This window comes from Amycolatopsis sp. cg9, from assembly GCF_041346945.1.
GTDB lineage: Bacteria > Actinomycetota > Actinomycetes > Mycobacteriales > Pseudonocardiaceae > Amycolatopsis.
Window position 1 is genome coordinate 2,089,697 of record NZ_CP166850.1, and the last position, 25,277, is coordinate 2,114,973.

The window sequence follows — 25,277 nt, forward strand, 5'->3', positions numbered from 1 at the left end:
AATCGCCGCCACCGAAGTGGACCGCGCAGCCGCTGCGGCATCCCTCCCCGGACGCCGGATCGGACTTTAAGGGCGGCCCACCCGCGGGTCAATGATTCTTTACCCGCGGCACCGGGCTACCGGTGATCTTCCGTCGAACGGCCTAGAGCGCCCGGCGACCGGAAAGCGCCCGCCCGAGCGTCAGCTCGTCGGCGAACTCGAGGTCGCCGCCCATCGGGAGGCCCGAGGCCAGCCGCGTCACCGTCAGGCCCGGGAAGTCGCGCAGCATCCGGACGAGGTACGTCGCGGTCGCCTCGCCCTCGGTGTTGGGGTCGGTCGCGATGATGATCTCGGTGATGTCGTGCTCACCGATCCGCTTGAGCAGCTCGCGCATCCGCAGCTGCTCCGGGCCGATGCCCGACAACGGGTCGAGCGCGCCGCCCAGGACGTGGTAGCGGCCCTTGAACTCGCGCGTGCGCTCGACCGCCAGGACGTCCTTGGGCTCCTCGACCACGCAGATGACCGTGAGGTCGCGGCGCTCGTCGCGGCAGATGCGGCAGGTCGGGTGCTCGGAGACGTTGCCGCAGATCTCGCAGAACTGCACGCCCTCCTTGACCTTGCCGAGCACGTCCTGCAGCCGCGCGATGTCGGCCGGGTCGGTGCCCAGCAGGTGGAACGCGATCCGCTGGGCGCTCTTCGGCCCGACCCCGGGCAGCCGCCCGAGCTCGTCGATCAGGTCCTGGACGACACCTTCGTACAAGTTCGTCAGCCGCCGAAGCCGAGGCTGCCGAGGTCCGGCATGCCGCCACCGCCGCCGAGCCCGCCGGCCAGCGGGCCGAGCTTCTGCTCGGTGAGCTTCTGCGCGCTCGCCGACGCGTCGCGCACCGCCGCGACGATCAGGTCGGACAGCGTCTCGACGTCGTCCGGGTCGACCACCTTCGGGTCGATCTGCAGGCTCTTCAGCTGGCTGTCACCGGAGACGGTCGCGGTGACCAGCCCGCCGCCGGCGGTACCGGTGACCTCGGTGTTGGCGAGCTCCTCCTGGGCCTCGACGAGCTTCTGCTGCATCTGCTGGGCCTGCTGCATCAGCTGGGAAATGTCGAAGCCGCCGCCGGGTTGCACCATGATCGCACTCGGTCCTCTCTGCACGCCTGTGTCCCCACCAGGGTAGTCGCGCCACGCGGGGTGCCGGGCTGTGGCACCGTGGTCGCCGTGCGACGCGCGATTGTCCCCCTGTTGCTGGCCGGTGCCCTGCTGCTCACGGGCTGCTCCGACGACACCCCGGCGGCCCCGGCGCCCGCTCCCGTCACCACGCGGACGGTCACCCCGGCCCCGACGACAGTGACCCCTTCGCCGACGCCGTCTTCGTCTTCGGTGTCTTCGGTGGCCCCCGCGCCGGGCAAGGTCGTCGTGCTCGACCCCGGACACAACGGCGGCAACGCGTCCCACCCGGCGGAGATCAACCGCCTCGTCCCGGCCGGGCGTGGCCAGACCAAGCCGTGCAACACCACCGGCACCGCGACCAACGCGGGCTACCCGGAGCACGCGTTCACGTTCGACGTCGCCCGGCGGGTCGGGGATGTGCTGGCCGGCAAGGGAATCCGGGTCGTCTACACGCGGCAGGACGACACGGGCGTCGGCCCCTGCGTCGACCGCCGCGCCGCGATCGGCAACGAGGCGAACGCGGACGCCGTCGTGTCGATCCACGCCGACGGCTCGACCGCGGCCGGCGCGAACGGCTTCCACGTCGCGTATTCGTCCCCGCCGTTGAACGCGGCCCAGGGCGCGCCGTCCCTGCGGCTGGCGCAGGTGCTGCGCGACACGATGCGCACGGGCGGCTTCAGCACGTCCAACTACATCGGCGGCAACGGCCTCTCGGCCCGCTCGGACCTGGGCGGCTTGAACCTGTCGACCCGCCCGGCGGCCCTGGTGGAGTGCGGCAACATGCGCAACGCGGCCGAAGCGGCCCGGATGACGAGCGCGGAGGGCAGACAGGGGTTCGCCGCCTCGATCGCCGCGGCGATCGAGGCCTACCTGGCTTCCTGAGCACCACGGCCCGTGGGTGGCGGCTGTGGTGTCGCGAATGACTCATTGGGGACCACTGAGGTCGCGAATGAGTCATTCGCGACCTTTGGCGGAACGCTTCGGTCAGTCCAGGGGGCGGGCGCCGAGGTGGTCGGAGATGAGCTTGCGGGCCACCTCGTCCGGGTCCTGGTCCGGCGGGGGTGGGGGCGGCGGCGGGGCCGGGCTGGCGTCCTCGTTGTAGAGGTCCTCGTCGTCCTCGTCGGAGGGTTCCGGGGGCAGCGGGATGTCCGGTTCGCTCGTCGTGACCTTGGGCCGCGCGGGCGAGGGCGGGGTCGCCGGGCGGGCCGGGGCTTCGGCGGGCGGGGCGGCCGCGGTGGACTGGCGCGTGAACGAGCGCTCCGGTGCGGGTGCCGCCTGCTGGGCGCGGGCCGCGGGGGCGGCCGGGGCGTTGCCGTGGACGCAGCGGACCTGCCAGTCGCCGCCGAGGACGTCGGACAGGGCGCCGGCGATCTTGCGGGCGTTGTCCTGGTCGGAGAGGCGGCGGGACAGGGGCTCGGACTTGTGCGTGAGCGTGACGGCGTGGCCCTCGACGCTCGCCACCGTCGCCTGGGTCAGCATCGCTTCGAGGCTGCGCCCGCCGGTGAACTTGCGCAGGGCGGTCATGAGCTGCGGCCAGATGTTCCGGATCGCGGCGGCGTCCATCGCGCCGTCCGCCGCGGGTGCGGCCGGCGCGGGTGCGGCTTGCGCAGCGGGTGCGGCTTCCGGGGCGGGCGTGCCGCCACCGGGCGTGCGCGGGGTGCCCCAACCACCATCGGCGGACTGGGCGGCGGGAGCACCGGCCGCCGGAGCGGGCGTGCCACCGCCAGGCGTGCGCGGGGCGCCCCAACCGCCATCGGCGGAGGGCGCGGGCGCAGCCGGGGCGGACGAGCCGCTCTCCGCGGACTGGGCCCCGGCCGCCGCAGCCGAAGCCCCGGCCCCCGCCGAAGCCGCAGCAGCCGGGCGCGCGGGAGCGGGCTCGACCGGCTCCGCCACCGGCGCCGGCCCGGCCGAAGCCGCGCGCTGCGAGGGACGCGAGAACTTCCCCTCCGCCGCCCGCACCGGCGGCTCGACGCCACCCTCGGCCGGGGCCGCCGGTGCCGTCGCGCGGCGCTCCAGCCGCTCGATGCGGGCCAGCAGCGCCTTCTCCGCGTCCGTCACCGACGGCAGCAGCATCCGGGCGGCCAGCAGTTCCAGCACGAGCCGCGGGGAAGTCGCGCCGCGCATCTCCAGGAGTCCATTGTGGACGATGTCAGCGTAGCGCGACAGCGTCGCCAGGCCGATCCGCTCGGCCTGCGCCACCATCCGCGTCAGTTCCTCCTCCGGCGCGGACACCAGCCCGCCCGCGGAATCCGGGACCGCGCGCAGCAGCACCAGGTCGCGCAGCCGGTCGAGCAGGTCCGTGGCGAACCGGCGCGGGTCGTGGCCGGCTTCGGCGAGCTTCTCGACCGTGCCGAACACCGTCGCGGCGTCCTCGGTCGACAGCGCGTCCACCATGTCGTCGATCAGCGCGACGTCGGTGACGCCCAGCAGCGCCACCGCCCGGCTGTACGACACGCCTTCCGGCCCGGCGCCGGCGAGCAGCTGGTCGAGCACCGACTGCGTGTCGCGCGCCGACCCGCCGCCCGCGCGGATGACCAGCGGGTACACCGACGGCTCGACCTCGACGCCCTCCGCGGCGATGTTGCGCTCCAGCAGCGCCCGCATCGAGCTCGGCGGGATCAGCCGGAACGGGTAGTGGTGCGTGCGCGAGCGGATGGTGGTGAGCACCTTGTCCGGCTCGGTGGTGGCGAAGATGAAGATGACGTGTTCCGGCGGCTCTTCCACGATCTTCAGCAGGGCGTTGAAGCCCTGCGTGGTGACCATGTGCGCCTCGTCGATGATGAACACGCGGTAGCGCGACTCGGCCGGCGCGTAGAACGCCTTGTCCCGCAGCTCGCGGGCGTCGTCGACACCACCGTGGCTCGCCGCGTCCAGCTCCGTGACGTCGACGCTGCCCGACCCCTCGGGCGCGAGCGCCTTGCAGGAGTTGCACTCGCCGCACGGGTCCGGCGTCGGGCCCTTGGCGCAGTTCAGCGAGCGCGCCATGATGCGCGCGCTCGACGTCTTGCCGCAGCCGCGCGGGCCGGAGAAGAGGTAGGCGTGGTTGATCCGCCCGGCGGACAGCGCCGTGCGGAGGGGATCGGTCACATGCTCCTGACCGACGACCTCGGCGAAGGTCGCCGGACGGTACTTGCGGTACAGCGCGAGAGCCACGCCGCGAGACTACCGGGCACCACCGACAACCTTCGCCGTGCGGTCAGGGCAGCTGCGCCAGGAGCGCGTTCACCTTGGCCACGTGCTCGGCGGTGAAGGCGTCGCGCGCCCGCGCCTTCGCCAGCTCGCCGTCCAGGTACGGCTGCAGGAACGAGTCCGGGCCGTCGAGGACGCCCTGGGCGACCGCGTTGACCTCGGGTCCGTCCGACAGCGTCTGCGTCACCAGGACGCGCAGGTCGATCAGGTGCGCGGCGTACCGACCGTGGGCGAGGAACTCGCGGACGTCGGCGACGGTGCCGTCCAGCGCGTGCTGGGCCGCCGACTTCGTCGCGGTACCGCCCGCCGCCATGATCTGGTCGACCTCGACGCGGTCGTCGGTGTCGCGGCCCGGGTAGTCCCCGGTGCGCAGCAGCGCGGCCACGGCGGAGTACGGCCCGGCGAGCGCGTCACGGGCGGCCTGCCGCAGCCCGGGGCGGGCCTTCGGGTCGGCCGCGATCGCCGCGACGGCGGCGCGGTCGTCGGTCTCCTGCGCGGCCGCGAGCCCGCCGCGCACGAACGTGACGACGTCGTCGTCGGAACCGCTCAACGCGACGCGGGCCGCGTTCTTGACGGCGGCGCTGCCGTGACGCAGCAGGTAGGCCGACGCGCGGCGGCCGTTCGGCACGGTCAGCGCCGGGTCCGCCGCGTCGGTGAGCAGCTTGTCGTTGTCGGCCTTGGCCTGCGCCGCGCGGGCGGCGGCGTCACGGGCCTGCTGCTCCGCGGCGGCCGCCGCGGCCGCCGCGACCTGCGCGTCTTGCTGGGCCTCGGCCTGCTGGCCGGCGAGCCGGTCGGTGTTCGCCCGGCGCGCGTCCGAGGCGATGGTCGTGGCGCGGCTCTTGGCCAGCTGGACGCCGATGGCGCTGTGGTTGGCCGCGGCGGCCTTGCCGTAGTCGACCTGCGCCTGGACCGCGGCGAGCTCGGTGTCCCCGTTCGCGGCGACCTGACGCCACAGCGAGAGGAAGTACCGGACGTCGTCCGGGGTGCCGTCGAGCGCGGTCTGCGCGGCGGCCTTGACCTCGGGACCACCGGCCGCGAGGGCCTGGTTCGCCGTGATCCGCTCGTCGGTGTCGCGCGCCTGCCGCAGGCCGGTCTCGAGGAAGGCGCGGACATCGGCGGCCGTGCCGTCGAGGGCCTTCTGGGCCCGGGCGTTGACGGTCGGGCCGCCGGTGCTCATGGCCTGGCCGACCGCGATCCGGTCGTCCGCGATCCGCGCCTGGGGCAGCCCGGTGGCGAGGAAGGCCCGGATGTCCTCGACGGTGCCGTCCAGTGCCTGCTGCGCGGCGCGCTTGGTGACCGGGCCGCCGCTCGCCACGGCCTGGTTGACCAGGACGCGGTCGTCGTCGTTCTTCGCCTGGTACTGGCCGGTGGTCAGGAAGCTCCGCAGGTCGGCGGGTGAGCCGAGGAGTGCCGCTTCGGCGGCGCGGCTCACGCCGGGTCCGCCGGTCTCCAGCAGCGAAACGGCCTGGGCCCGGTCGGGCAGGACGTCCGCGGCCGCCGGCGTCGCCACGGCGACGGCGGCGAGTGCCACAGCCGCGATCAATGCGTTCGCACGCAAGAAGAACCCCCTCGATCGATGATCGTTCCGCTCCCTTATCGCGGAGCCGGTCGGAATGTTTCCGATAACCTCGGACTCCGTGAGTCGTTCGCGGAAGACCGGGCCGGTGCCCGGGCGGTACCCGGTGCGGTTCGGGACGGCGGAGCTGCTCCGGGACGCCGACCGCGGCAACGCGTGGCTGCTGTCGGTGGACGGGGTCGCGCAGTCGTACGTCGACCTCGACGCCCCGGCCTCCCTGGAGTTCGACTACGTCCGGCGGTTCGGCGACGTGGTGGACCTGCTGCCGCCGGGTCCCGTCGACGCGCTGCACATCGGCGGCGCGGCGTGCACCCTCCCGAGGTACGTCGCGGCGACGCGGCCGGGCTCGCGGCAGCTGGTGTTCGACGCCGACGGCGAGCTGGTCGACCTGGTCCGCGCCCAGCTGGGCCTGCGGATCCCGGGCCTGCGGGTCCGGATCACCGACGGCCGCACGGGCCTGGCGACCCGCCGCGAGGACACGGCGGACCTGGTGGTGGTCGACGCGTTCGAGCGCGCGACGCTGGCGGGCGGCCTGGCCACGCTGGAGGCGACGCGCGCGATCGCGGGCGTCCTGCGCACCCCGGGCACCTACCTGGCGAACATCACGGACGGCTCGGGCCTGCCGTTCGCCCGCCGCTTCCTGGCGACGTTGCGGGAGGTCTTCCCGGAGGTCCTGGTGCTGGCGGACCCGGCGGTCCTGAAGGGCCGCCGCTTCGGCAACCTGGTGTTCGCAGCCTCAGCGACCCCACTCCCCACGACGGAACTCGAGCGCCGAACGGCCTCAGCGGCATTCCCGGCAAGGTGCGTACACGGCCCCGGGCTGCACAAACTGACAGGCCGGGCAGCGGTGATCACGGACGCGGACACCCCACCACCCCCCAAACCCCCGGAAGACGTCCTGGGCCTGTTCTGAAACTCGCACGCTCTCACTCGCGCGGGGCCCTCCCAACCGGCACGTGCGGCACCGTGGGGGTTCCGGGGGCTCGGCCCCCGGGCAAAAGGACGAAGTGCAGGCCCGGCGAAGGGGCGAAGCCCCGAGAGCCGGAGCCGAAAAGAAGGGGACCCCGCGCACCCGCCAGAGCCTGCTTATCCTTGCTGCCTTCCGGCCCTGGGGAGGTTCACAGGGTGGACGCCGCGCGGGGTCCGTGGATCAGTCTAGCGGAGGCCTCTCAAGCCCCGGCGCCGGCCTGCGCTCGGGCCTTCTTGAACGTGTTGTGCAGCACCGCCAGCAGCGCGTCCCGCACCGAGAGCTTCTGCCGCGCGTCGAACGTGATCAGCGGGACGTCCTCGCTGACCGCCAGCGCCCACCGGATGTCCTCGAGGTTGTGGCCCAGTGCCCCGTCGAACATGTTCACCGCCACCACGAACGGCAGGCCCGCGTTCTCGAAGTAGTCGACCGCCGGGTAGCAGTCGTCCATGCGGCGGGTGTCCACGATCACCAGCGCGCCCAGTGCGCCGTGGACCAGGTCCTGCCACATGAAGCCGAAGCGGTCCTGGCCGGGGGTGCCGAACAGGTACAGCTTGACCTCGTCGTCGATCGTGATGCAGCCGAAGTCCAGCGCGACCGTCGTGGTGGTCTTGGCCGGGACGTGGCCGGTGCGGTCCACCGAAGCCGCCACCGACGTGATCGCGGCTTCGGTCGTCAGCGGCTTGATTTCCGAGATCGCGCCGACCGCCGTCGTCTTGCCGACGCCGAAGCCGCCCGCGATGACGATCTTGACCGGGGCCGGCGGGCGGGCCGCCGGTTCAGTGAATGGCTTCGAGTCCACGAATGACCCTTTCGATCATGCCCAGGTCGTGCTTGTTGTGGTTCCCCGGCCGCCGGACGACGACGTAGCCCAGCTCGGCGAGGTCGGCCACCAGCACGCGGGCGACGCCGATGTGGAGCCCGAGCATGGCGGCCACCTCGGCGACCGACATGGTGCTCCGGCAGAGGGAAACGATTTCCTGCCGCTCGAAGGTGAGCTTCGGGTGCGATGCCGCACCGAGGCGGGACGTCATGACCTGCGCCTCGATCTCGAGGGTCTGGTCCACCGGCTGGGCCCGCCCCGAGGTCATCAGGTACGGCCGCAGCAGGGAGATGTCCGGCTCCTCGGTCATCACGCACCCACGGTGTTCTTGAGCTCCTCGATCAGGCCCGGCGTGAGGACTTCGGTGGCGCGGTTGGCGAACATCGCCATCTCGTAGGCGATCGTGCCGAGGCTGGCCTGCTTGTTGGCGAGGACGCCGAGCGAGCAGCCGATGCTGATGGTGCAGACCAGCAGGTACCCGTGCTCCAGCTCGATGATCACCTTGTCCGGCGAGCCGAGCGGGTGGCTTTCGGAGACGCCGTGCGCCAGGCCGAGCATGGCGGAAGAGATCGCGGCGAGGCGGTCGGCGTTGGAGCGCTCGAGCTCCGAAGACACCGCGATCAGCAAGCCGTCGGCCGAGACCGCGATGGCGGCGATCGCGCCCGCGGTGTGCTGCGCGAAGCGGCTCACCAGCCAGTTGAAGTTCTGGGCTTCGACACTGACTCCAGGTGCGGGGATGCTCATTTCCTGCTCTCTTCTCCTCGTTCCATCACACGACCGGCGACCACGCCTTGGGGCGGGCTGTCTGCCGTTACCACGTCCGCCTTGGCGAGGCCGGCGGCGAACGCGTCGAACGCCGCTCGCTCGGCCGCCGGGTCCCGCTTGCTGCGGTTGACGACGGCTCGGGCGATCGGCCGCCCCGCGGGCTGCTGGCGCAGGCCGGGGGCGAGCTGGGCACCGGGGACGCGGCGGACCAGGCCGTCCCGGGACGGCGGGGTCGCGGCGGGCGGCGCCACGGCGCGGGGCGCTCCGCCGGGCATCGCCGAGTCACCGGGGACGCGCACCGGCAGCGACGCGCCATCGCCCGGCGACGACACCGACGCGGCCGGGGCCGGCGCCGCACTTTCACGTGAAAGTGCGGCTCCCAGGTCGGCACTTTCACGTGAAAGTGCGGTCGGCGGCGAGGCGGGCGGTGCGGTCTCCATCGCGCTGACCTCGGCGGCCTTGGCGAACGCGCTCTGGAAGCCGTCCATGGCGAGCTTGGTCGCGTCGGGGTCGTGCCGCGGCTTGCCCTCGGCCGACGGCGCCGTCGTGCCCGGCTCGGGCAGCTGGGCACCGCGGACGCGGCGGCGGAGGCCACCCCGGGTCTCGGGTTCGGGGTCGGCCGCGGGCGGCTCGGCGGGTTCGGCGTCCGGCCACACCGGTTCGAGCTGGTTGAACCAGCGGAAGCCGTTGCCGTTGCCGAGCAGGGCCGGGATCGCCGGCGCCGGCAGTTCGGCCGGGCGCGCCACCGGCCGCAGCTCGTCCAAAGTGGACAAGGACGTCGCCGCGGCGGCCACCGCGGCGGCTTCGGCGGGACGCGGTTTCGGTGCGGGTGACACCTGCGCCGGGATCGCCGGCACCGGCTCGGTCTTCGGGAGCAGCCCGGTGCGGTGGCTGAACAGCGACGGCGGGATCGTCAGCCGCGCGGTCACGCCGCCGGTGGTCGGCGTCGCGAGCAGTTCGACGCCCAGTTCGTGGCGCCGCGCCAGGCGGCCGACCACGAACAGGCCGAGCACGCTGGTCGGCGCGAGCTCGAGGCGCTCGCGCTCGACGAGCCGCTTGTTCTCCTCGGCCAGCTTCTCCGCGGTCATGCCGATGCCGTGGTCGACGACGTTCACCAGGCACGAGCCGTCGGCGAGGAGCATCGTGTCCACCTCGACCATCGACCCCGGCGGCGAGAACGACGTCGCGTTCTCCAGCAGCTCGGCGAACACCAGCACCAGGTCGGCGCCGAGGGCCGAGGACAGCAGGATTTCGGCGACGACGCCGAGCTTCACCCGCTGGTAGTCCTCGATTTCGGCGAGCGCGGAGCGCAGCGCCGTCGACAGCCCGATCGGGCCGGCGATGCGGGTTTCGTCGCGGGTGCCGGAGACGACGAGCAGGTTGTCCGCGTTCCGGCGGAGGCGGGTGGAGAGGTGGTCGAGCCGGTAGAGGCTGGCCAGCAGCCGGGTGTCCTGCTCGTTGCGCTCGACCTCGTCGATCAGCGCCAGCTGGCGGCCGACGAGGTTCTGCGTGCGCTTGGCGACGTTCGCGAACATCAGGCTGGTGTTGCGCCGGGTGAGCGCCTGCCGCTCGACCAGCTCGGCCGCGGTGGTCTGGACCCGGTTGAACGCGGCGGCCAGCTTGCCGAGCTCGTCGTCGGAGACGACGTCGATGGTGGCCAGCCGCGGGACCTGTTCCTCGGCCTCTTCGGTGTCGGTCACGCGGACGAGCTCGGTGCCGGCCAGGTCGGCGACCGACGTCGCCGCCGTGGTCAGCCGCCGCAGCGGCTGCGCGATCGAGCGGGCGACCGCGACGGCGAGGAAGGCGACCAGCAGGAACAGCGCGGCCGCGCCGATGCCGACCGTCCAGGCCAGCCGGGTGCCGGCGTCGGCGCGGCCGGTCGCCGCGTCGGCGATTTCGCCGGTGACCTTCTCCTGCACGAGTTTCCGCTGCCCCGCCTGGGCTTCCGACGCGCTCAGGACGTCGGCGACGTACTGGATCGTCCCGGCCGAGTCGCGGGGGTTGTCGATCTGGGCGGCGAGGTCGTTGATCCGGCGGCCCGCTTCGCTCTGCTCGACGTTGACGACCAGCGCGGACTGCGAACGGTCGGTCTCGTCGTCGGCCTGCTGGACGAACCGGTCGGTGAAGATCGGCGCCTGCTGGGTCGCGTCGTCCAAGATGGACCGGCCGGCCTCGGGCGACACCGCGGTCACGATCAACGCCATGCCGCGCAACGAGTTCTCCTCGTTGGCGCGCAGCAGCGCCTCCAGCGCGGTCAGCTCCCGCGTGCCCTCGGCGTCGCTGGTCAGCTGCGGGACGAGCCGCAGCGAGTCGATCACCGCGCCGATCACCGCGTGGTAGGTGCGGGCGACGCTGTCGAGCGCGACGCCGCGGCGCTCCGCGTTCTGCCGGAGCTCGTTCAGCGAGCCGACCCGGGTCAGCGCGGCGGCCAGCTCGTCCGGCGCGTCGGAACCCAGCGACGACCGCACGTTCTCGACCGCCGCGTTCACCGCCTTCTGCTGCTGCAGCATCCGGTCGGCGGACATCGACGGCGTGGCGACGTAGGCGCCGGTCAGCAGCCGCTCGCGCTGCAGCTGCCAGACCAGGCCGCCGAGCTGCTGGGTGTGCCGCGCGACCGTCGCCGACTGCGCCGCGGCCACGGCGCTGGTCGCCTGCGTCAGCACGAACGGCACCGATACCAGCACCACCGCGACCAGCGGTGGCAGGAGCAGCAGGTTCAGCTTGCCGCGAATGCCGAGCCGGGCGAGGAAACCCCCGCCGCCCGCACGTTTCGCGGTCGCCCCGCCGTGCTTCATCCCGCCACCTTCCCGTCTTCCGTTCTCACTCGACCGCGGCGACCCGGCTCACGTGGCCGCGGTGCTGCTCCCGGACCAGGTCCTCGATCCGGGCGCGCAGCGCGAGGAACCGCGGTTCGCGCTTCACCGCCAGGTCGCGCTCGGCGGGCAGCTCCACCTCGACGTCGGCGGCGATCCGCCCCGGGTCGGAGGCGAGCACGACCACCCGGCCGCCGAGGAACACCGCTTCCTCGACGTCGTGGGTGACCATCAGCACCGTCGTGCCCGTGTCGGCCCACACCTGGCGGATCAGCACCTGCATGTCCTCTTTGGTCTGGACGTCCAAGGCGCCGAAGGGTTCGTCCAGCAGCAGCACATCCGGCTCGCACGCGAGGGCGCGCGCGATCGCGACGCGCTGCTTCTGGCCGCCGGAAAGCTGTTTCGGCAGCGACTTGCGCACGGTGTCCAGGCCGGTTTCGGCGAGGTACCAGTCGACGCGCTCGGCGCGCTCGGCCGCGTCGAGCGCCAGCAGCTCCAGTCCGAACGCGACGTTCTTCTCGACGTTGCGCCACGGGTAGAGCGCACCGGACTGGAAGACGAGCCCGCGGTCCGGCCCGGGGCCGGTCACCGGGACGCCGTCGAGCACGATCTCGCCGCCGGTCGGCCGGTCGAGCCCGGCCACCAGCGACAGCAGCGTCGACTTGCCGGAGCCGCTCGCGCCGACGACGCAGACGAACTCGCCGCGCAGCACTTCGAGGTCCACGCCGTCGAGCGCGCGGGTCACCCGGCCGCGGACGGTGTAGTCCTTGGCGACGTTCCGCAGTTCCAGCGTCATGCCGCCCACTTCCCCACCCGCGTGCGCAGCAGGCGCAGCAGGACGTCGATGACGAGCCCGGCGATCCCGATGACCACGAGCACGGCGAAGATCTTGTCCGTCTGCAGGAACCGCTGCGCGCGGACGATCCGGTAGCCGAGGCCCGCCGAGGAGTTGATCAGCTCGGCGACGACGACGAAGTTCCACGCCGCGGCGGCGTTGACCCGGATCGCGTCGATCATGCCCGGCAGCGAGTGCGGCACGACGACCTTGCGCAGCACCTCGCCCCGGCGCGCGCCGAGCGTGTAGGAGACGTCGAGGAGCGAGCGCGGCACGCCGCGGACGACGTCGGCGGTCATCAGGGTGTTGAAGAAGACCGTGCCGATGAAGAGGATGGCGATCTTCGACGGCTCGCCGAGGCCGAGCCAGATGATCAGCAGCGGGATGAACGCGCTCGCCGGCAGGTAGCGCAGCAGCCCGATCAGCGGCTCGAAGAACGCCTGCCCGGCGGCGAAGGTGCCCATCAGGATGCCGAGCGGCACCGAGACCAGCACGGCCAGGCCGAAGCCTTCGAGGACGCGCTGGGTGGTCGCCCAGAGGTCGCCGAAGAGCTCGCCGCTGCTCGCCATGTCGAGCCCGGCCTTGAGCACGGCGGCCGGGGACGGCAGGAACGTCGAGTCGACGGCGCCGCTGACGCTCAGCACGACCCAGGCGAGGAACGGGATCGCGAACGACAGCACCGCCAGCGTCCAGCGAGCGCCCGCGGAGATGGGCGTGCGCAGGGAAAACAGCGCCGAGGCGCGCTTCGGCGGGGTCCGGCGCGGCAGGGTGGTCCAGGCGGGACGGCCCCGCCTGGACTCCTGCGCTTCGGCGAGCCGCTGCTCGGCTTCCAGTGCCTCGGCGGCCCGTTCGTCGGCGGTACTCGCCGAGGTGGTGCGCTGGGACGGACCGGTCACTGCGGTGCGGCCTTCACGAACTGGTCGTCGAACAACCCGTCGAGCGACGGCCGCTGCTGGGCGAGCCCGGTGTTCACGATGAAGTCGATGATCTTGTTCGCCTGGAAGTCGAGGTGCTGCGCGGTGACGCCGGGGGTGAACGCGTCGAGGTTCTGCTGGCGCGTGAAGATCGTGGTGCCGGCGTCGTAAGTCTTGTAGTCGGCGTCGGAGACGCCGCCGCGCTTGGCCATGATCCCGACGGCCGCGTCCTTGTTGTTCTTGATCCAGGTCAGCGTCTCGAACCAGGTGTTGACCAGCGCCTGGACGTCCTTCGGGTGGTCCTTGACCAGCTTCTGCGACGTGACGAGGTGGTCCGGGATGGCGCCGGGGAACTCCGCCGACGTCGAGATCGCGCGGCTGCCGGGGCGCTCCAGCGCCTTCGAGGTGAACGGCGCGAACGCACCCACCGCGTCGACCTGGCCGGCGACGAACGCGGCCGCGGCGGCGTCGGTCGGCAGGTTGACGAGCTGGATGTCCTTTTCGGACAGCTTCGCCGCCTGGAGCGCGAGCAGCAGCAGGTAGTGGTCCACCGTCCCCTGCTCGACCGCGACCTTCTTGCCCTTCAGGTCGGCGATCGCGTTGATCCCGTCCCGCGCGATGATCTTGTCGTTGCCGGTGGAGTTGTCGTTCACCAGCACGATCGACAGCTTGGCGCCGCCGGACGCCGAGGACAGCGTGTCGTTGAGGGTCTGGCTGTTCGCGTCGATCGCGCCGCTGGAGAGGGCGTTGATGCTGTCGGTGTAGTTGTCGAAGTACTTGAGGTCGACGTTCACGCCGTTCTTGGCGAACAGGCCCTGTTCCTGCGCCACCTGCCAAGGGAACCACCCCGGCCAGGCGCTGAACCCGAGCGTGATCTTGCCGCCGCTGCCCGAGGCGGAGCTGTCGCTGCACCCGGAGAGCGCGGTGACTCCCACGAGGGTGAGCAAGGTGAGGAGCACCGTCAGCGGACGGGGTCGAGGACGGGAAATCACAACGAACTCCAGAGTGCGGGGGAAGTGGAGTGGTGCCGTACCTAACGGGGGAATTGCGGTGCTCGGGGCTACAGGTCGTGACGACGAGCGGGTGGACAGGGCCGAGCTGCGCCACCGCGCACGGTCATCGCTGCTCTCTTCCAGCCGCACCTGATCGGGTCATAGCGAGAGAACGCGAGACAAGGATTACCCACCACGATGTGAACGCAGCACTGAGCGTGCCAGGTCAGCCACCCCTTGTCCCTCTCCCGGCGGACACCCTAGCGAGTGACACAAGATCACCACAACGCCCCAGCGGTGCATCCGAATGAGTGACCATCAACTGTGTCAACCAGCAACATCGGCCCTTCCGAAGATCAACTTCGAGCTGGTTTCTGTCGGCCGCCCGGTCAAGATCGGGTCGCGGACCGGCTCCGGTCGCGTGCAGTTGCACGGGCTGTAGTCCTCCGGCGTTACACCTCAGGACGTTGATCACCGAGCGCTACCTCGCGTCGTTGAACAATCGTTCGGCGTGTTTCGACCACCGGAACGGCAGTCGAACAGGCGTACGACCACGCCGATACCGCATCGATCTCGGATCCGCGAATGATTCTCCGGTCGTTAACACGATCGAAACACCGCGACACATTTCGATCAATTGATAGATTTTGTCAGGTCGTAAACCGTCGTGCCCCCGACGGTGATCGGCGCGAAGTTCTGCTCGACCCAGGATTGGATCTCGCCGGCGGTCCCGCGGCCGCCGCCGAAGCCGCCGCGCCCGCCGGCGACGTAGTAGTGGACGTCGCCGCTCGCGACGTACCGCTGGAACTGCTCGAGCGTCGGCGCCGGGTCGCTGCCGCTGAAGCCGCCGATCGCGAGCACCGGGCGTCCGCTCGCGAGGGCCAGCCCGGCCGACTCCATCGCGCCGCTCTGCGCCGCCGCCCACTTCGTCGTCGTGCCCTTGAGCAGGTCGATCACCGCGGTGTCGGTCCGGCCGCCGCCGAAACCGCCGCCACCGAAGCCGCGACCGCTCGCGGCGGCCGGGCCGGAGGACGGCGTCCCGCCCGAATGCGCGGTCGCCGCCGTGGCCAGCGTGAACGCCGTCGTCCCGAGCAGCGCGCCGCACAGGCCGAGCACGGCCACGACCGGGCCGAGCCGCCGGATCCGGTCGGCGCCGAAGAGCAGCGCGAGCACGGCGGCCGCGCTCAGCACGAGCAGCGCGTAGCGCACCCACGGCTGCCAGTCCGGCGTGCGGGCGAGGAGCACGAACCCCCAGACCGCGGTCACCGCGACCAGGACGGCGAGCACCGCGCGAGCCGTGAAGTTCGCCCGGCCGCGCCACAGCTCCCGCGCGGAAATCCCCAGCGTGGCGGCGATCCCCGGCGCCAGCGCGACCGTGTAGTACGGGTGGATGATCCCGCTCATGTAGCTGAACACCAGCGCGGTGACGACCAGCCAGCCACCCCACAGCAGCAGCGCCGCCCGCGTCCGGTCGGTGCGCGGCGCGCGGCGCGTGAACCACAGGCCGGCGACCAGCCCGATGACCGCGGCGGGCAGCAGCCACGACGCCTCGCCGCCGAACTCGCCGCTGAACAACCGCGTCAGCCCGGTCTCGCCGCCGAAGCCGCCACCGAAGCCGCGTCCACCGGCGGGGAGCTCCGCCCCGGACGGCGGGGTGATCGCTCCGCCACCGCCGCCACCCCGGCCTTCGCCGAAGATCCGGCCGAGCCCGTTGTAGCCGAAGGCCAGTTCCAGCACGGTATTGTCGGTGGAGCCGCTGATGTAGGGCCGGTCGGCGGCCGGCCACAGCGCGACGACCGCGATCCACCAGCCCGCGGAGACGAGCACCGCCCCCGCCGCGGCGAACAGCTGCCAGATCCGCCGCCCGAGCGACGTCGGCGCCGCGACGGCGTACGCGAGCACGAACGCGGGCAGCACGAGGAACGCCTGCAGCATCTTGTCGAGGAAGCCGAACCCGATCGCGACCCCGGCGAGCAGCAGCCAGGCCGTGCTCCCGCGTTCGAGCGCGCGCACGACGCAGTACGCGCCGGCGACGAGCAGCAGCACGAGGAAGGCGTCGGGGTTGTCGTAGCGGAACATGAGCGCGGCGACCGGCGTCAGCGCGAGCCCGGCCCCGGCCAGCAACCCGGCCCCCGGCCCGGAAAGCCGCCGCACAGCCAGGTACAGCAGCCCGACCGACGCCACACCGGCGAGCGCGTTCGGGACGAGCAGGCTCCAGCTGGAGAAGCCGAAGAGCCGCCCGGACAACCCCATGATCCACAGGGAGAAGGGCGGTTTGTCGACGGTGACGACGTTGCCCGGGTCTAGCGAACCGAAGAACAACGCCTTCCAGCTCCACGTGCCGGCCTGCGCGGCCATCGCGTAGAAGTCGTTGGCCCAGCCGGTTTTCGCCAGGTCCCACAGGTAGAGCAGCCCGGTTCCGAGCAGCAGCGCACCCACGGAAGGCTTGACCCACCGCGGTTCCCCGGCGGCCGGGGGAACGGGCTGGGCGTGCACCGGCGCCGGCAGCGTGGTCGTCATGAGCCTCACCGTGTCGGCGCCGCATGTGGTGAACTTGTGCCGAAGCTGTGCGCGCGCTGTGCATCCGGTCCGATCGGGTGAGGACGCGCTCGAACCGGACCTGCCCGAGCTGGTGCGCCGCGCGGTGCGAGCCGCCCACCGCGCGGGTTTCGACCGATCCTGCCTGCCCGCACAGGGCCGGCTCTTGCGGTTGCTGGCCGCCGGCGTCCACGGCGGCGCGATCGGCGAGACCGGCACCGGCTTCGGCGTGGGCCTCGCCTGGCTCGCCGCCGGCGCCGGGCCAGGTACGACGGTGGTCAGCGTGGAGCGGGACGCCGACCGGCTCGCGGCCGCGTCGGAGGTCTTCGCCGGCGTGCCGAACGTGACGGTCCGGCACGGCGACTGGACCGACCTGGCCGCGGTGGCCCCGTTCGACCTGCTGGTGCTGGACGGCGGCGGTCAGGGCAAGAGCGCCGAACCGCCGCTGGAACCGCGCCGCTGGTTGCGGCCGTGGGGCACCCTCGTCGTCGACGACTTCACTCCGATGACGTCGTGGCCGCCGACGTACGGCGGCGCGCCCGACACCGCGCGGCTGCACTGGCTGCGGCACCCGGACCTGCTCGCGACCGAACTGCGGCTGGCCCCGGTGCCGCCACGGTCGTGGCCCGGCTCACGCGGGCGCCGGCGCCACCGGGAACGTGATCTCGAACTCCGTGCGGCCCGGCCGGCTCTGCACCCCGACGCGGCCGCCGTGCGCGCCGACCACCGCGGCCACGATCGCCAGCCCGAGCCCCGTGCTCCCGGCGGCCCGTGACCGCGAATTGTCGCCGCGGGCGAAGCGCTCGAAGACGTCCGGGAGGATGTCCGGCGGGATGCCGGGGCCGTCGTCGGCCACGCGGAGGCGGACCGTTCCGTCCGAAGTGGACAAAGTGGTCGTCACGGTCGTGCCCGCCGGGGTGTGCGTGCGCGCGTTGGCCAGCACGTTGATCACCACCTGGTGCAGCTGACCGGCGTCGCCGCGGACGCCGATCGGCTCGCCCGGGACGTCCATCAGCCACTTGTGGTCCGGGCCCGCGACGTGCGCGTCCGCGACCGCGTCGGCCACCAGGCGGCACAGGTCCACCCACTCGTGCACCACCGGGCGGCCGGAGTCGAGGCGCGCGAGCAGGAGCAGGTCCTCGACCAGCGTCGTCATCCTGCGCGACTCCGACTCGACGCGGCTCATCGCGAACGCGACGTCCGGCGGCACCTGCTCGCCGCCGCGGCGGGTCAGCTCGGCGTAGCCGCGGATCGCCGCCAGCGGCGTGCGCAGCTCGTGGCTCGCGTCCGCGACGAACTGGCGGACCCGGTTCTCGCTCGCGTGCCGCGCGGTGAGCGCGTTCGCGACGTGCTGCAGCATCCGGTTCAGCGCCGACCCGACCTTGCCGACCTCGGTGTTCGGGTCGGTGTCGGGCTCCGGGACGCGTTCCGACAGCGCGACTTCGCCGCGGTCGAGCGGCAGTTCGGAGACGCGCGTCGCGGTCGCGGCCAGCCGGTCGAGCGGCTGCATCGTGCGCCGGATCGTCGCCGCGCCGACCGCACCCGCCACCAGGATCCCGGCGAGCGCGACGCCGCCGAGGATGAACCCGAGCCGCCACAGCGTTTCGTTGACGTCCTTGAGCGGCAGGCCGATCACGGTGCGCTCGCCGCCGGGCGACGCGGTCGACAGGACGCGGTATTCGCCGAGGCTGCCGCCGAGGTCGACGGTGTGCGACTTGCCGTCGGCCGGCAGCGCGAGCAGCGTCGTCACCTGGTCGCGGCTGATCGGCTTGAGCGGTGGCCGGCGCTTGCCCTGCCCGGTGCCGGTGGGCGCGGTGCCGGCGGTGAAGTCCAGGACGTTCGCCCGGACCACCCCGGCGGTCACGGTGACCGCGAGGGTGCCGTCGCCCTGCCCGAGCACCCGCAGCGGGTCGGGCGGCGGCGTGTCGCCGTACACCCAGGGCGGGGGCTCGCCGTTGTGCTTGCCGCGGTCGCTCGTCGCGGCCAGCCGCTTGTCCTGCTGGCCCACGAGGAACTCGCTCAGCGCGAACTCCGTGACCACGCCGACGACCAGGCACACCAGCGCGAGCAGCGCGGCGAGCTGGACGATCAGCCGCCGCCGCAACGACCACGGCCGCCGCGCCCGGAACCGCCGCCGCTCAGCCCGCTGGCTTGAGGACATACCCGGCGCCCCGCATGGTGTGGATCATCGGCTCGCGGTCGGCGTCGATCTTCTTGCGCAGGTAGGAGATGTAGAGCTCGACGATGTTGGCCTGCCCGCCGAAGTCGTAGCTCCAGACGCGGTCCAGGATCTGCGCCTTCGACAGCACCCGCTTCGGGTTGCGCATGAGGTAGCGCAGCAGCTCGAACTCGGTCGCGGTCAGCGGCACCAGGTCGCCGCCGCGGTGCACTTCGCGGCTGTCTTCGTCCAGGGTGAGGTCGCCGACCACCAGCTGCGACCCGCTCGCGCCGGTGACCCCGCCCGCGCGGCGCAGCAACGCGCGCAGGCGCAGGGCGACTTCTTCGAGGCTGAAGGGCTTGGTGACGTAGTCGTCGCCGCCCGCGGTCAGCCCGGCGATGCGGTCCTCGACCGCGTCCTTCGCCGTCAGGAACAGCACCGGCAGGTTCGGCGCCTCGGACCGCATGCGCCGCAGCACTTCCAGGCCGCTGAAGTCGGGGAGCATCACGTCCAGGACGACGGCGTCGGGGCGGAAGTCGCGCGCGATCCGGACGGCCTCCGTGCCATCGCCCGCGCTGCGCACCTCCCAGCCCTCCATCCGCAGGGCCATCGACACGAGCTCGGCCAGCGTCGCCTCGTCGTCGACCACGAGCACCCGCACGGGGCTGCCGTCGGCGCGGCGCAGGTCGGCCTTGCCGGGGCCGGGTGACGTGGCGTTCATAGCGGTCATGGTGCCACCTTCCCGGCTCGCCGTCAGTGTTCGCTGTGCGCTCGCTGTGCGTTCCCTGTGAGAGTTCGCCCGGTCGAGGCACAGCACCCGCTGACGCCCCGCACAGCTCAAACACAGCCTCGGCGGCGAACCTGATCCGGACCAGTGCGGGCACCACCGGAGGACACGATGACGACCGAGCCGACGCCGACCACGCCACCCCAGGGTGAGCCGGCCCCAGCCAACTGGGGCGACCCGGCCCCCGCCGCGCCGAAGAAGGGCTGGTCCGGCAAGAAGACGGCCATCGCGGCCGGCATCGCGTTGGTCATCGCGGCCGGCGGCGGCGCGGCGATCTGGGCGGGCACCAGCAGCGCCGACAACACCGCGCAGGGCCCCGGCGGCTTCGGCGGCCCGGGTGGCGGCAACGGCCAGTTCCGCGGCCAGGGCATGCCGGGCGGCGGTTTCGGTGGTGGCATGGCCGCGATGCGCGACGCCCTGCACGGCGACTTCGTCGTGGCGAACCCCAACGGCGGCTACACGACCGAGCGCCTGCAGACCGGCGACGTGACCGAGCTGAGCGCCACTTCGGTGACGCTGACCAGCAAGGACGGCTACAAGCAGACGTACACGATCGACTCGTCGACGCAGAAGACGGGCGACGTGAAGCAGGGCGCGACGAACGTGACGGTGGTGGCGAAGGTCGAGGGCCAGACGGCGACGGCGACCACGCTGGGCCAGGGCCTCGAAGGCCAGCGCCAGCCGGGCCAGCGCCGCAACGGCGACTACTCGGCCCGCCCCACCAACTGACCCGCCCCTCACCCGCTCACCCCAAGCGCCCCAATGTGGCGTTGGGTGCGCTCAACGCACCGAACGCCACATTGGGTGCGCTGGACGCACCCAACGCCACATTGGGGTGTTCCGGTCCCGCTGCCAGGGGACGTCCCGATGCCGCGTACCCCTCCCGCCGCGTCGGGGCGTTCCCGCCCATCCCGCCGCCGCCTTAGGGCACAGTGTCGGGTGTGCCGGACATCAGGGGGTCGCTGAGGCGCCAGTCGCTGCTGGTCGCGCTCGTCTGCGTGGTCTGCGACGCCGCCCTTTTCACCCTCCGCGGCCCACTCGGCGAAGCGGGCTGGCAGGCCTGGGCGGTGCTGCTCGGCGGCATCGCCGTCAACGCCGCCCTCGCCGGGGCCGCCCGCCATTCCGGCTGGGTCGCGCTCGCGCACGCCGTCCTCTTCGCCGGCTCGCCGCTGCTCCTCTGCACCTGCCAGGGGTATGTCATCGGCAACAACGCCGGGATCCTGATCGCCGGCTACCGGGCCGGGGCCTGGCTGCGGCCGAAACCCGCCGTCCTCGCGCTCCTCGCCTTGCTCCTCGGCGTGATCGCCGGCTGCATCGAAGGCGGCGGCCGGACCGCGGCCGACTGGCGGCTGACCGCCATCAGCGTCAGTGTCAGCGCGCTCCTGCCGTGGCTGGTCGGCCGGTACACGACCGCCCGCCGCGCCTACATCGCCGATCTCGAACGCGCGGCCGACGAACGCCGTCAGCACGAAGAAGAGGCCGTGCGGCGGGCCGTCCTCGAGGAGCGCACGACGATCGCGCGCGACCTCCACGACGTCATCTCCCACCACGTCAGCGCCATCGGCGTGCACGCCGGCGCGGCCCGGCTCGGTCTCCCCGACGGCGACTCGCCGGTGCGGAAGTCCCTCGGCGCCGTCGAGTCCGCCAGCCGCTCGGCGATGGCCGACCTCCGGCGGCTCCTCGACCTCCTGCACGCGGAGACCAACGCCGAACAACCCGGCCTGGACAACCTCGACGAGCTGGTCGAGACCGTCCGCGCGGCCGGCCTCCCGACGCGGCTGACCTTGCGCGGCGAGCCCCGCGAACTGCCGGGCTCGCTCGACGTCGCCCTGTACCGGATCGCCCAGGAGGCGCTGACCAACGCGCTGCGCCACGGCGAAGGCCCGGTCGAGGTGGAGCTGAACCACGGCCGCACCGAAGTCGTGCTCACGGTGACGAACGGGCTCCGCGCCGGCCGCCCCCGGGAGAACGGGCACGCGCACCGCGGCCTGGCGGGGATCCGCCAGCGCGTCACCCTGTTCGGCGGCCAGGTCTCCTACGGCGAGACCGGCGAGCACTGGCAGCTGCGCACGACCTTCCCGGTGGAGAGCACATGATCCGCGTCCTGCTGGCCGACGACCACGCGATGTTCCGCTCCGGGATGCGCGCGCTGCTCGACACCCAGCCCGACTTCACGTGCGTCGGCGAGGCGTCCGACGGCCGCGAAGCCGTCGCCGAGACCGCGCGGCTGCGCCCGGACGTCGCGGTCCTCGACGTCCGGATGCCCCGCCTCGACGGACTCGCCGCGACCGAGGCGATCCTCGCCGCGCCCGGCAACGACACGCGCGTCCTGGTGCTCACCACCTACGACGCCGACGAGTACGTCTACCGCGCGCTGCGCGCCGGGGCGAGCGGGTTCCTGCTGAAGAGCCTGGCGCCGGAAGAGCTGGTCGCGGCGATGCGGGTGGCCGCGCGCGGGGACGCGCTGATCGACCCGTCGGTGACGCGGCGGCTGGTCGCGAAGTTCACGTCGGTGCTCGAACCCGCGGCCGCCGAACCACCCGAGCTGGCCAGGCTGACGTCCCGCGAACGCGAAGTGCTGCTCCTGCTCGCCAACGCCTGCAGCAACGCGGAGATCGCGCGGCGGCTGCACGTCGGCGAGGAGACGGTCAAGACCCACGTGTCGCGCGTGCTGAGCAAGCTCGGGCTGCCCGACCGGGTGCACGCCGTCGTCTACGCCTACCGCCACAAACTCGTGCCGGACGAGCGGCCCGCCTAAGCTGGGCCGATGAAGCGCTGGATCACGCTCGCGGTCGGGGTCGTGCTCGTGCTGGTCGGCGCCGTCTGGGTGCTGCAGGGCATCGGGGTCATCACCGGCAGCTTCATGACCGGCCAGAAGCTGTGGTTCCTGATCGGGCTCGCCGCGTTCCTGGTCGGCGTGGTCCTGGTCGCGGCCAACCTGACGCGGCGGCGCAAACCTACTTCGTGAAGATCTCGAAGATCGGGTAGCCCGGCGCGATCTCGCGCAGCTTCTCGTCCGAGGCCTTGGCGTCGACGCCGTCGAAGAACACGCCGACCTCGAACTTCCAGCGCTTGAGGTAGGCGCGCAGGATGCCCGGCTTCTCGTCGTCGGCCAGCTCGCGGAAGGTGAACCCCTCGACGCGCTTCCCGACGCGGAGCGTGCCTTCGCCGGCGACGCGCAGGTTCCGCACCCACTGCGTCTCGCCGCGCGGGGCGACGAGGTAGCGGACGCCGTCGACGGTGAGCAGGTTGACCGGCACCGACCGCGGCTCGCCGCTCTTGCGGCCGACGACGGTCAGCACCCGGCTGCCCCAGACGCTCACGCCCATCCTGGTCAGCTTCGCGACCAGCTCGTTGAAGGCGTTGGTGGACTTCTTCGGCTCGATGTAGCGGGCAGCGGTCATGGTGTCCTCCGGAGGCCTGGGAGAGCACTGCTCTCGACTAAGAGCAGTGAACACCCGAGCACTGCTCACTGTCAAGAGCACTGCTCTCCATTTTGTGCGGCGCTCTCGTCGTGGCACACTGATCGCATGACCGCCACCCGGACCGCCCGCGAACGCGCCCGCGCCGAACTGACCCAGGAGATCAAGGACGAAGCCCGCCGCCAGCTCGCCGACGTCGGCGCGCACGGGCTGTCGCTGCGCGCGGTGGCCCGCGAGCTGGGCATGGTCTCGTCCGCGCTGTACCGGTACTTCCCGAGCCGCGACCGGCTGCTGACGGACCTGATCGTCGACGCCTACAACGCGATCGGCGAAGCGGCGGAAAACGCGGACCCGGGCGAGGGCGAGCCGCGGGACCGCTGGCTGGCGATCTGGCAGGCGACGCGCGACTGGGCCCGCGCGCACCCGCACGAGTACGCGCTGATCTACGGCTCGCCGATCCCCGGTTACCAGGCCCCGCAGGACACCGTCGCCCCGGCGTCGCGCGTCGCGCTCGCGCTGGTCAAGGTGCTCACGCACACCGAGCTGCGGGCGGTCGGCGACGTCCCGCCGGAGCTGCGTGCCCAAGCGGAGACGCTCACCAAGGCCCTCGGGATCGTGGCCGGCCCCGAGACCGTGGCCCGGCTGCTGATGGCGTGGACCCAGCTGTTCGGCGCGATCAGCTTCGACCTGTTCGGCCAGTACGTCGGCAGCGTCGACCCGGCGGACGCGTTCTTCGCCCACTCGGCGAGGCGGATGGCCGAGTTCGTCGGCCTCTAGGCGGTACCGTCACGCCAGAGGGCGACGGAAGGCGGGCGACGTGACGGGGTGGGCCGGGAAGGTCGGCAGGATCCGGGTGATCGGCACCGGGGTGATGGGGCGCGGGATCGGCCAGCTGGCCGCGACCGCAGGAGTGACCGTCGAGCTGGCCGACGTCCGCCGCGAGGCCGTCGACGACGCGATCGCGTACGTCGGCGGGATGGTCGACAAGCTGGCCGCGAAGGGCAAGCTCGACGACCCGCGGGCGGTGAAGGACCGGCTGGTCGCCGTGTCCGCGCCCGACGCCCCGGCGGACGGTGTCGACCTCGTCGTCGAAGCCGTGCGGGAAGACCTCGAGACCAAGCGGGCCCTGTTCGCCGACCTCGAGCGCGTCTGTCCACAGGAGACGGTGTTCGCGACCAACACCAGCTCGCTGTCGGTCACCGGGATCGCCGCCGGGCTGGCGGACCCCGGACGGCTCATCGGGCTGCACTTCTTCAACCCGGTCCCGCTGATGCGCCTGGTCGAGGTGGTGCCCGGCGCGCGCACGCACGACTGGCTGCCCGGCCAGGCGCTCGAGCTGGTGCGGGGCTGGGGGCACGAGCCGGTGCTGGCGAAGGACGCGCCCGGCTTCCTGGTCAACCACGCCGGCCGCGGCCTGAACACCGAAGCGCTGCAGATCCTGGCCGAGGCGCTCGCCGAGCCCGCCGACGTGGACCGCGTGGCCCGGGACGTGCTCGGCCTGAAGCTGGGCCCGTTCGAACTGCTCGACCTCACCGGCCTCGACGTCTCCCACGCCGTCCTGGAGAGCATCTGGAGCGGCTTCCACGGCGACCCCCGGCTGCGGCCGTCGTGGCTGACCCGGCCGCGGGTCGCCGCCGGGCTGTTCGGGCGGAAGAACGGCGAGGGGTTCTACTCCTACGCCGGCGGCAAGCAGGTGGTCGCCGACGAGCCGGCGGCGCCGCCGAAGCCGACGAGCCCGGTGTTCACCGCGGACGAGCACCTTTCCCGCACGCTCTCGTCGGCGGGCGTGCACGTGGTGCCCGACGCCTACCCGGACGCGGTCCTGCTCGTGCCGCTCTACGGTGAGTCCACAGTGGACGCGGCCACCCGCGCCGGGCTGCCGCTGGACCGCGTCGCCGGCGTCGACCCGCTCGGCGGCTACGAACGCCGGCTGACGATGTCGGTGCACCCCGGCCTCGACCCGGCGGCGGGCCGCGCCGCCTGGGGCGCGCTGGCGGCGACCGGCCGCCCGGTGACCGTCGTCCGCGACGGGCCCGCCCCGATCGCCCAGCGCCTGCTGGCCTCGATCGTCAACACGGCGTGCTTCATCGCGGGCCAGCACCTCGCGTCCCCTTCGGACATCGACACGGCGGTCCGCCTCGGCCTCGGCTACCCGCGCGGCCCACTGACCTGGGGCGACCTCGTCGGCGGCGACGTGGTGCTGCGCATCCTGCGCGGACTCACCGCGGCCACCGGCGACCCGCGCTACCGGCCGAGCCCGTGGCTCACCGAGCGCGTCGCCCTCGGCCTTCCCCTGACGACGACCGGAACCACGCCGTCGGACCTGCTCACCTGACGGACGAAAGCGGGCCGCCT

General features: G+C 72.7%; 23 protein-coding genes and 1 other RNA gene. 8 read left to right on the forward strand and 16 right to left on the reverse strand.

All coding sequences use genetic code 11. The annotated features are described in order from the left end of the window. Nucleotides 1–142: 142 nt before the first annotated feature. Together recR and AB5J73_RS09665 are read right to left on the reverse strand one after the other, a co-directional pair. Nucleotides 143–739, reverse strand: coding sequence for a recombination mediator RecR (gene recR / locus AB5J73_RS09660; RefSeq protein ID WP_370969353.1), 597 nt, complete (start codon nucleotides 737–739; stop codon nucleotides 143–145). 5 nt (nucleotides 740–744) lie between these two features. Continuing rightward, nucleotides 745–1,104, reverse strand: a complete 360-nt coding sequence (locus tag AB5J73_RS09665) for a YbaB/EbfC family nucleoid-associated protein (protein ID WP_370969354.1) — start codon at nucleotides 1,102–1,104, stop codon at nucleotides 745–747. A gap of 78 nt (nucleotides 1,105–1,182) precedes the next feature. Here AB5J73_RS09665 and AB5J73_RS09670 point away from each other — a divergent pair, with 78 nt between their 5' ends. Then, nucleotides 1,183–2,025 carry an N-acetylmuramoyl-L-alanine amidase gene (locus tag AB5J73_RS09670; RefSeq protein WP_370969355.1) on the forward strand — a complete coding sequence of 281 codons (843 nt, stop codon included), beginning with the start codon at nucleotides 1,183–1,185 and terminating at the stop codon, nucleotides 2,023–2,025. A 102-nt stretch (nucleotides 2,026–2,127) separates the two neighbouring features. Here the strand turns inward: AB5J73_RS09670 and AB5J73_RS09675 are convergent, their stop codons facing one another. Together AB5J73_RS09675 and AB5J73_RS09680 are read right to left on the reverse strand one after the other, a co-directional pair. Continuing rightward, complete coding sequence (locus AB5J73_RS09675; RefSeq protein ID WP_370969356.1) at nucleotides 2,128–4,296, reverse strand: DNA polymerase III subunit gamma and tau; 2,169 nt, start codon at nucleotides 4,294–4,296, stop codon at nucleotides 2,128–2,130. A gap of 43 nt (nucleotides 4,297–4,339) precedes the next feature. Beyond that, a complete protein-coding gene (locus tag AB5J73_RS09680) occupies nucleotides 4,340–5,863 on the reverse strand; it encodes an ALF repeat-containing protein (protein WP_370969357.1) in 1,524 nt (507 codons plus the stop codon). Between the two features lie 82 nt (nucleotides 5,864–5,945). Between AB5J73_RS09680 and AB5J73_RS09685 the strand changes: the two genes are divergently transcribed. Further along, nucleotides 5,946–6,821, forward strand: coding sequence for a spermidine synthase (locus AB5J73_RS09685; RefSeq protein WP_370969358.1), 876 nt, complete (start codon nucleotides 5,946–5,948; stop codon nucleotides 6,819–6,821). A 140-nt stretch (nucleotides 6,822–6,961) separates the two neighbouring features. Here the strand turns inward: AB5J73_RS09685 and ffs are convergent. The 11 genes from ffs to AB5J73_RS09740 all read right to left on the reverse strand — a co-directional run bounded on the left by ffs (nucleotide 6,962) and on the right by AB5J73_RS09740 (nucleotide 19,443). After that, an RNA gene (gene ffs, locus AB5J73_RS09690) (signal recognition particle sRNA small type) lies at nucleotides 6,962–7,056 on the reverse strand. A 21-nt stretch (nucleotides 7,057–7,077) separates the two neighbouring features. After that, nucleotides 7,078–7,677, reverse strand: coding sequence for an ATP/GTP-binding protein (locus AB5J73_RS09695; RefSeq protein WP_086861815.1), 600 nt, complete (start codon nucleotides 7,675–7,677; stop codon nucleotides 7,078–7,080). Then, complete coding sequence (locus tag AB5J73_RS09700; protein ID WP_125309813.1) at nucleotides 7,655–8,008, reverse strand: DUF742 domain-containing protein; 354 nt, start codon at nucleotides 8,006–8,008, stop codon at nucleotides 7,655–7,657. Before AB5J73_RS09700 ends, AB5J73_RS09695 begins: the two co-directional genes overlap by 23 nt. Next, entirely contained in the window at nucleotides 8,008–8,442 is a 435-nt protein-coding gene (locus AB5J73_RS09705) for a roadblock/LC7 domain-containing protein (RefSeq protein WP_086861817.1), read from the reverse strand. Before AB5J73_RS09705 ends, AB5J73_RS09700 begins: the two co-directional genes overlap by 1 nt. Beyond that, a complete protein-coding gene (locus tag AB5J73_RS09710) occupies nucleotides 8,439–11,258 on the reverse strand; it encodes a nitrate- and nitrite sensing domain-containing protein (protein WP_370969359.1) in 2,820 nt (939 codons plus the stop codon). Before AB5J73_RS09710 ends, AB5J73_RS09705 begins: the two co-directional genes overlap by 4 nt. Nucleotides 11,259–11,283: 25 nt before the next feature. Beyond that, nucleotides 11,284–12,072, reverse strand: a complete 789-nt coding sequence (locus AB5J73_RS09715) for an ABC transporter ATP-binding protein (RefSeq protein ID WP_370969360.1) — start codon at nucleotides 12,070–12,072, stop codon at nucleotides 11,284–11,286. Further along, nucleotides 12,069–13,007, reverse strand: a complete 939-nt coding sequence (locus tag AB5J73_RS09720; protein WP_370969361.1) for an ABC transporter permease — start codon at nucleotides 13,005–13,007, stop codon at nucleotides 12,069–12,071. Before AB5J73_RS09720 ends, AB5J73_RS09715 begins: the two co-directional genes overlap by 4 nt. Beyond that, complete coding sequence (locus AB5J73_RS09725; protein ID WP_370969362.1) at nucleotides 13,004–13,972, reverse strand: ABC transporter substrate-binding protein; 969 nt, start codon at nucleotides 13,970–13,972, stop codon at nucleotides 13,004–13,006. Before AB5J73_RS09725 ends, AB5J73_RS09720 begins: the two co-directional genes overlap by 4 nt. 678 nt (nucleotides 13,973–14,650) lie before the next feature. Beyond that, nucleotides 14,651–16,537, reverse strand: coding sequence for a glycosyltransferase family 39 protein (locus AB5J73_RS09730; RefSeq protein WP_370969363.1), 1,887 nt, complete (start codon nucleotides 16,535–16,537; stop codon nucleotides 14,651–14,653). A gap of 649 nt (nucleotides 16,538–17,186) precedes the next feature. Continuing rightward, entirely contained in the window at nucleotides 17,187–18,716 is a 1,530-nt protein-coding gene (locus tag AB5J73_RS09735; protein ID WP_370969364.1) for a sensor histidine kinase, read from the reverse strand. Then, nucleotides 18,694–19,443, reverse strand: coding sequence for a response regulator transcription factor (locus AB5J73_RS09740; RefSeq protein WP_086845625.1), 750 nt, complete (start codon nucleotides 19,441–19,443; stop codon nucleotides 18,694–18,696). Before AB5J73_RS09740 ends, AB5J73_RS09735 begins: the two co-directional genes overlap by 23 nt. A gap of 168 nt (nucleotides 19,444–19,611) precedes the next feature. Here AB5J73_RS09740 and AB5J73_RS09745 point away from each other — a divergent pair, with 168 nt between their 5' ends. The 4 genes from AB5J73_RS09745 to AB5J73_RS09760 all read left to right on the forward strand — a co-directional run bounded on the left by AB5J73_RS09745 (nucleotide 19,612) and on the right by AB5J73_RS09760 (nucleotide 22,468). Next, complete coding sequence (locus tag AB5J73_RS09745; RefSeq protein ID WP_370969365.1) at nucleotides 19,612–20,229, forward strand: hypothetical protein; 618 nt, start codon at nucleotides 19,612–19,614, stop codon at nucleotides 20,227–20,229. Between the two features lie 212 nt (nucleotides 20,230–20,441). Then, the gene (locus tag AB5J73_RS09750; protein ID WP_370969366.1) at nucleotides 20,442–21,596 is read left to right on the forward strand and encodes a sensor histidine kinase; all 1,155 of its coding nucleotides are present in this window, start codon (nucleotides 20,442–20,444) and stop codon (nucleotides 21,594–21,596) included. Further along, entirely contained in the window at nucleotides 21,593–22,258 is a 666-nt protein-coding gene (locus AB5J73_RS09755; RefSeq protein WP_370969367.1) for a response regulator, read from the forward strand. Before AB5J73_RS09750 ends, AB5J73_RS09755 begins: the two co-directional genes overlap by 4 nt. 9 nt (nucleotides 22,259–22,267) lie before the next feature. Beyond that, nucleotides 22,268–22,468: a hypothetical protein gene (locus AB5J73_RS09760; RefSeq protein ID WP_370969368.1), complete on the forward strand. Its 201-nt coding sequence runs from the start codon at nucleotides 22,268–22,270 to the stop codon at nucleotides 22,466–22,468. On the opposite strand, the gene AB5J73_RS09765 is transcribed toward AB5J73_RS09760, so the two are convergent. After that, nucleotides 22,458–22,904, reverse strand: coding sequence for a nitroreductase family deazaflavin-dependent oxidoreductase (locus AB5J73_RS09765; protein WP_370969369.1), 447 nt, complete (start codon nucleotides 22,902–22,904; stop codon nucleotides 22,458–22,460). The two genes, AB5J73_RS09760 and AB5J73_RS09765, sit on opposite strands and share 11 nt — an antisense overlap. 126 nt (nucleotides 22,905–23,030) lie before the next feature. On the opposite strand from AB5J73_RS09765, the gene AB5J73_RS09770 reads away from it, so the two are divergent. Then, a complete protein-coding gene (locus AB5J73_RS09770; RefSeq protein ID WP_370969370.1) occupies nucleotides 23,031–23,699 on the forward strand; it encodes a TetR/AcrR family transcriptional regulator in 669 nt (222 codons plus the stop codon). Nucleotides 23,700–23,739: 40 nt separating this feature from the next. Further along, the gene (locus tag AB5J73_RS09775; RefSeq protein WP_370969371.1) at nucleotides 23,740–25,257 is read left to right on the forward strand and encodes a 3-hydroxyacyl-CoA dehydrogenase; all 1,518 of its coding nucleotides are present in this window, start codon (nucleotides 23,740–23,742) and stop codon (nucleotides 25,255–25,257) included. Nucleotides 25,258–25,277 lie beyond the last annotated feature (20 nt).

Coding starts and splice junctions, on each gene's coding strand:
- AB5J73_RS09665 (WP_370969354.1), bottom strand. CDS start 1,104: ATGGTGCAACCCGGCGGCGGCTTCGACATTTCCCAGCTGATGCAGCAG.
- AB5J73_RS09685 (WP_370969358.1), top strand. CDS start 5,946: ATGTTTCCGATAACCTCGGACTCCGTGAGTCGTTCGCGGAAGACCGGG.
- AB5J73_RS09700 (WP_125309813.1), bottom strand. CDS start 8,008: ATGACCGAGGAGCCGGACATCTCCCTGCTGCGGCCGTACCTGATGACC.
- AB5J73_RS09705 (WP_086861817.1), bottom strand. CDS start 8,442: ATGAGCATCCCCGCACCTGGAGTCAGTGTCGAAGCCCAGAACTTCAAC.
- AB5J73_RS09710 (WP_370969359.1), bottom strand. CDS start 11,258: ATGAAGCACGGCGGGGCGACCGCGAAACGTGCGGGCGGCGGGGGTTTC.
- AB5J73_RS09715 (WP_370969360.1), bottom strand. CDS start 12,072: ATGACGCTGGAACTGCGGAACGTCGCCAAGGACTACACCGTCCGCGGC.
- AB5J73_RS09730 (WP_370969363.1), bottom strand. CDS start 16,537: ATGACGACCACGCTGCCGGCGCCGGTGCACGCCCAGCCCGTTCCCCCG.
- AB5J73_RS09735 (WP_370969364.1), bottom strand. CDS start 18,716: ATGTCCTCAAGCCAGCGGGCTGAGCGGCGGCGGTTCCGGGCGCGGCGG.
- AB5J73_RS09740 (WP_086845625.1), bottom strand. CDS start 19,443: ATGACCGCTATGAACGCCACGTCACCCGGCCCCGGCAAGGCCGACCTG.
- AB5J73_RS09745 (WP_370969365.1), top strand. CDS start 19,612: ATGACGACCGAGCCGACGCCGACCACGCCACCCCAGGGTGAGCCGGCC.
- AB5J73_RS09755 (WP_370969367.1), top strand. CDS start 21,593: ATGATCCGCGTCCTGCTGGCCGACGACCACGCGATGTTCCGCTCCGGG.
- AB5J73_RS09760 (WP_370969368.1), top strand. CDS start 22,268: ATGAAGCGCTGGATCACGCTCGCGGTCGGGGTCGTGCTCGTGCTGGTC.
- AB5J73_RS09765 (WP_370969369.1), bottom strand. CDS start 22,904: ATGACCGCTGCCCGCTACATCGAGCCGAAGAAGTCCACCAACGCCTTC.
- AB5J73_RS09770 (WP_370969370.1), top strand. CDS start 23,031: ATGACCGCCACCCGGACCGCCCGCGAACGCGCCCGCGCCGAACTGACC.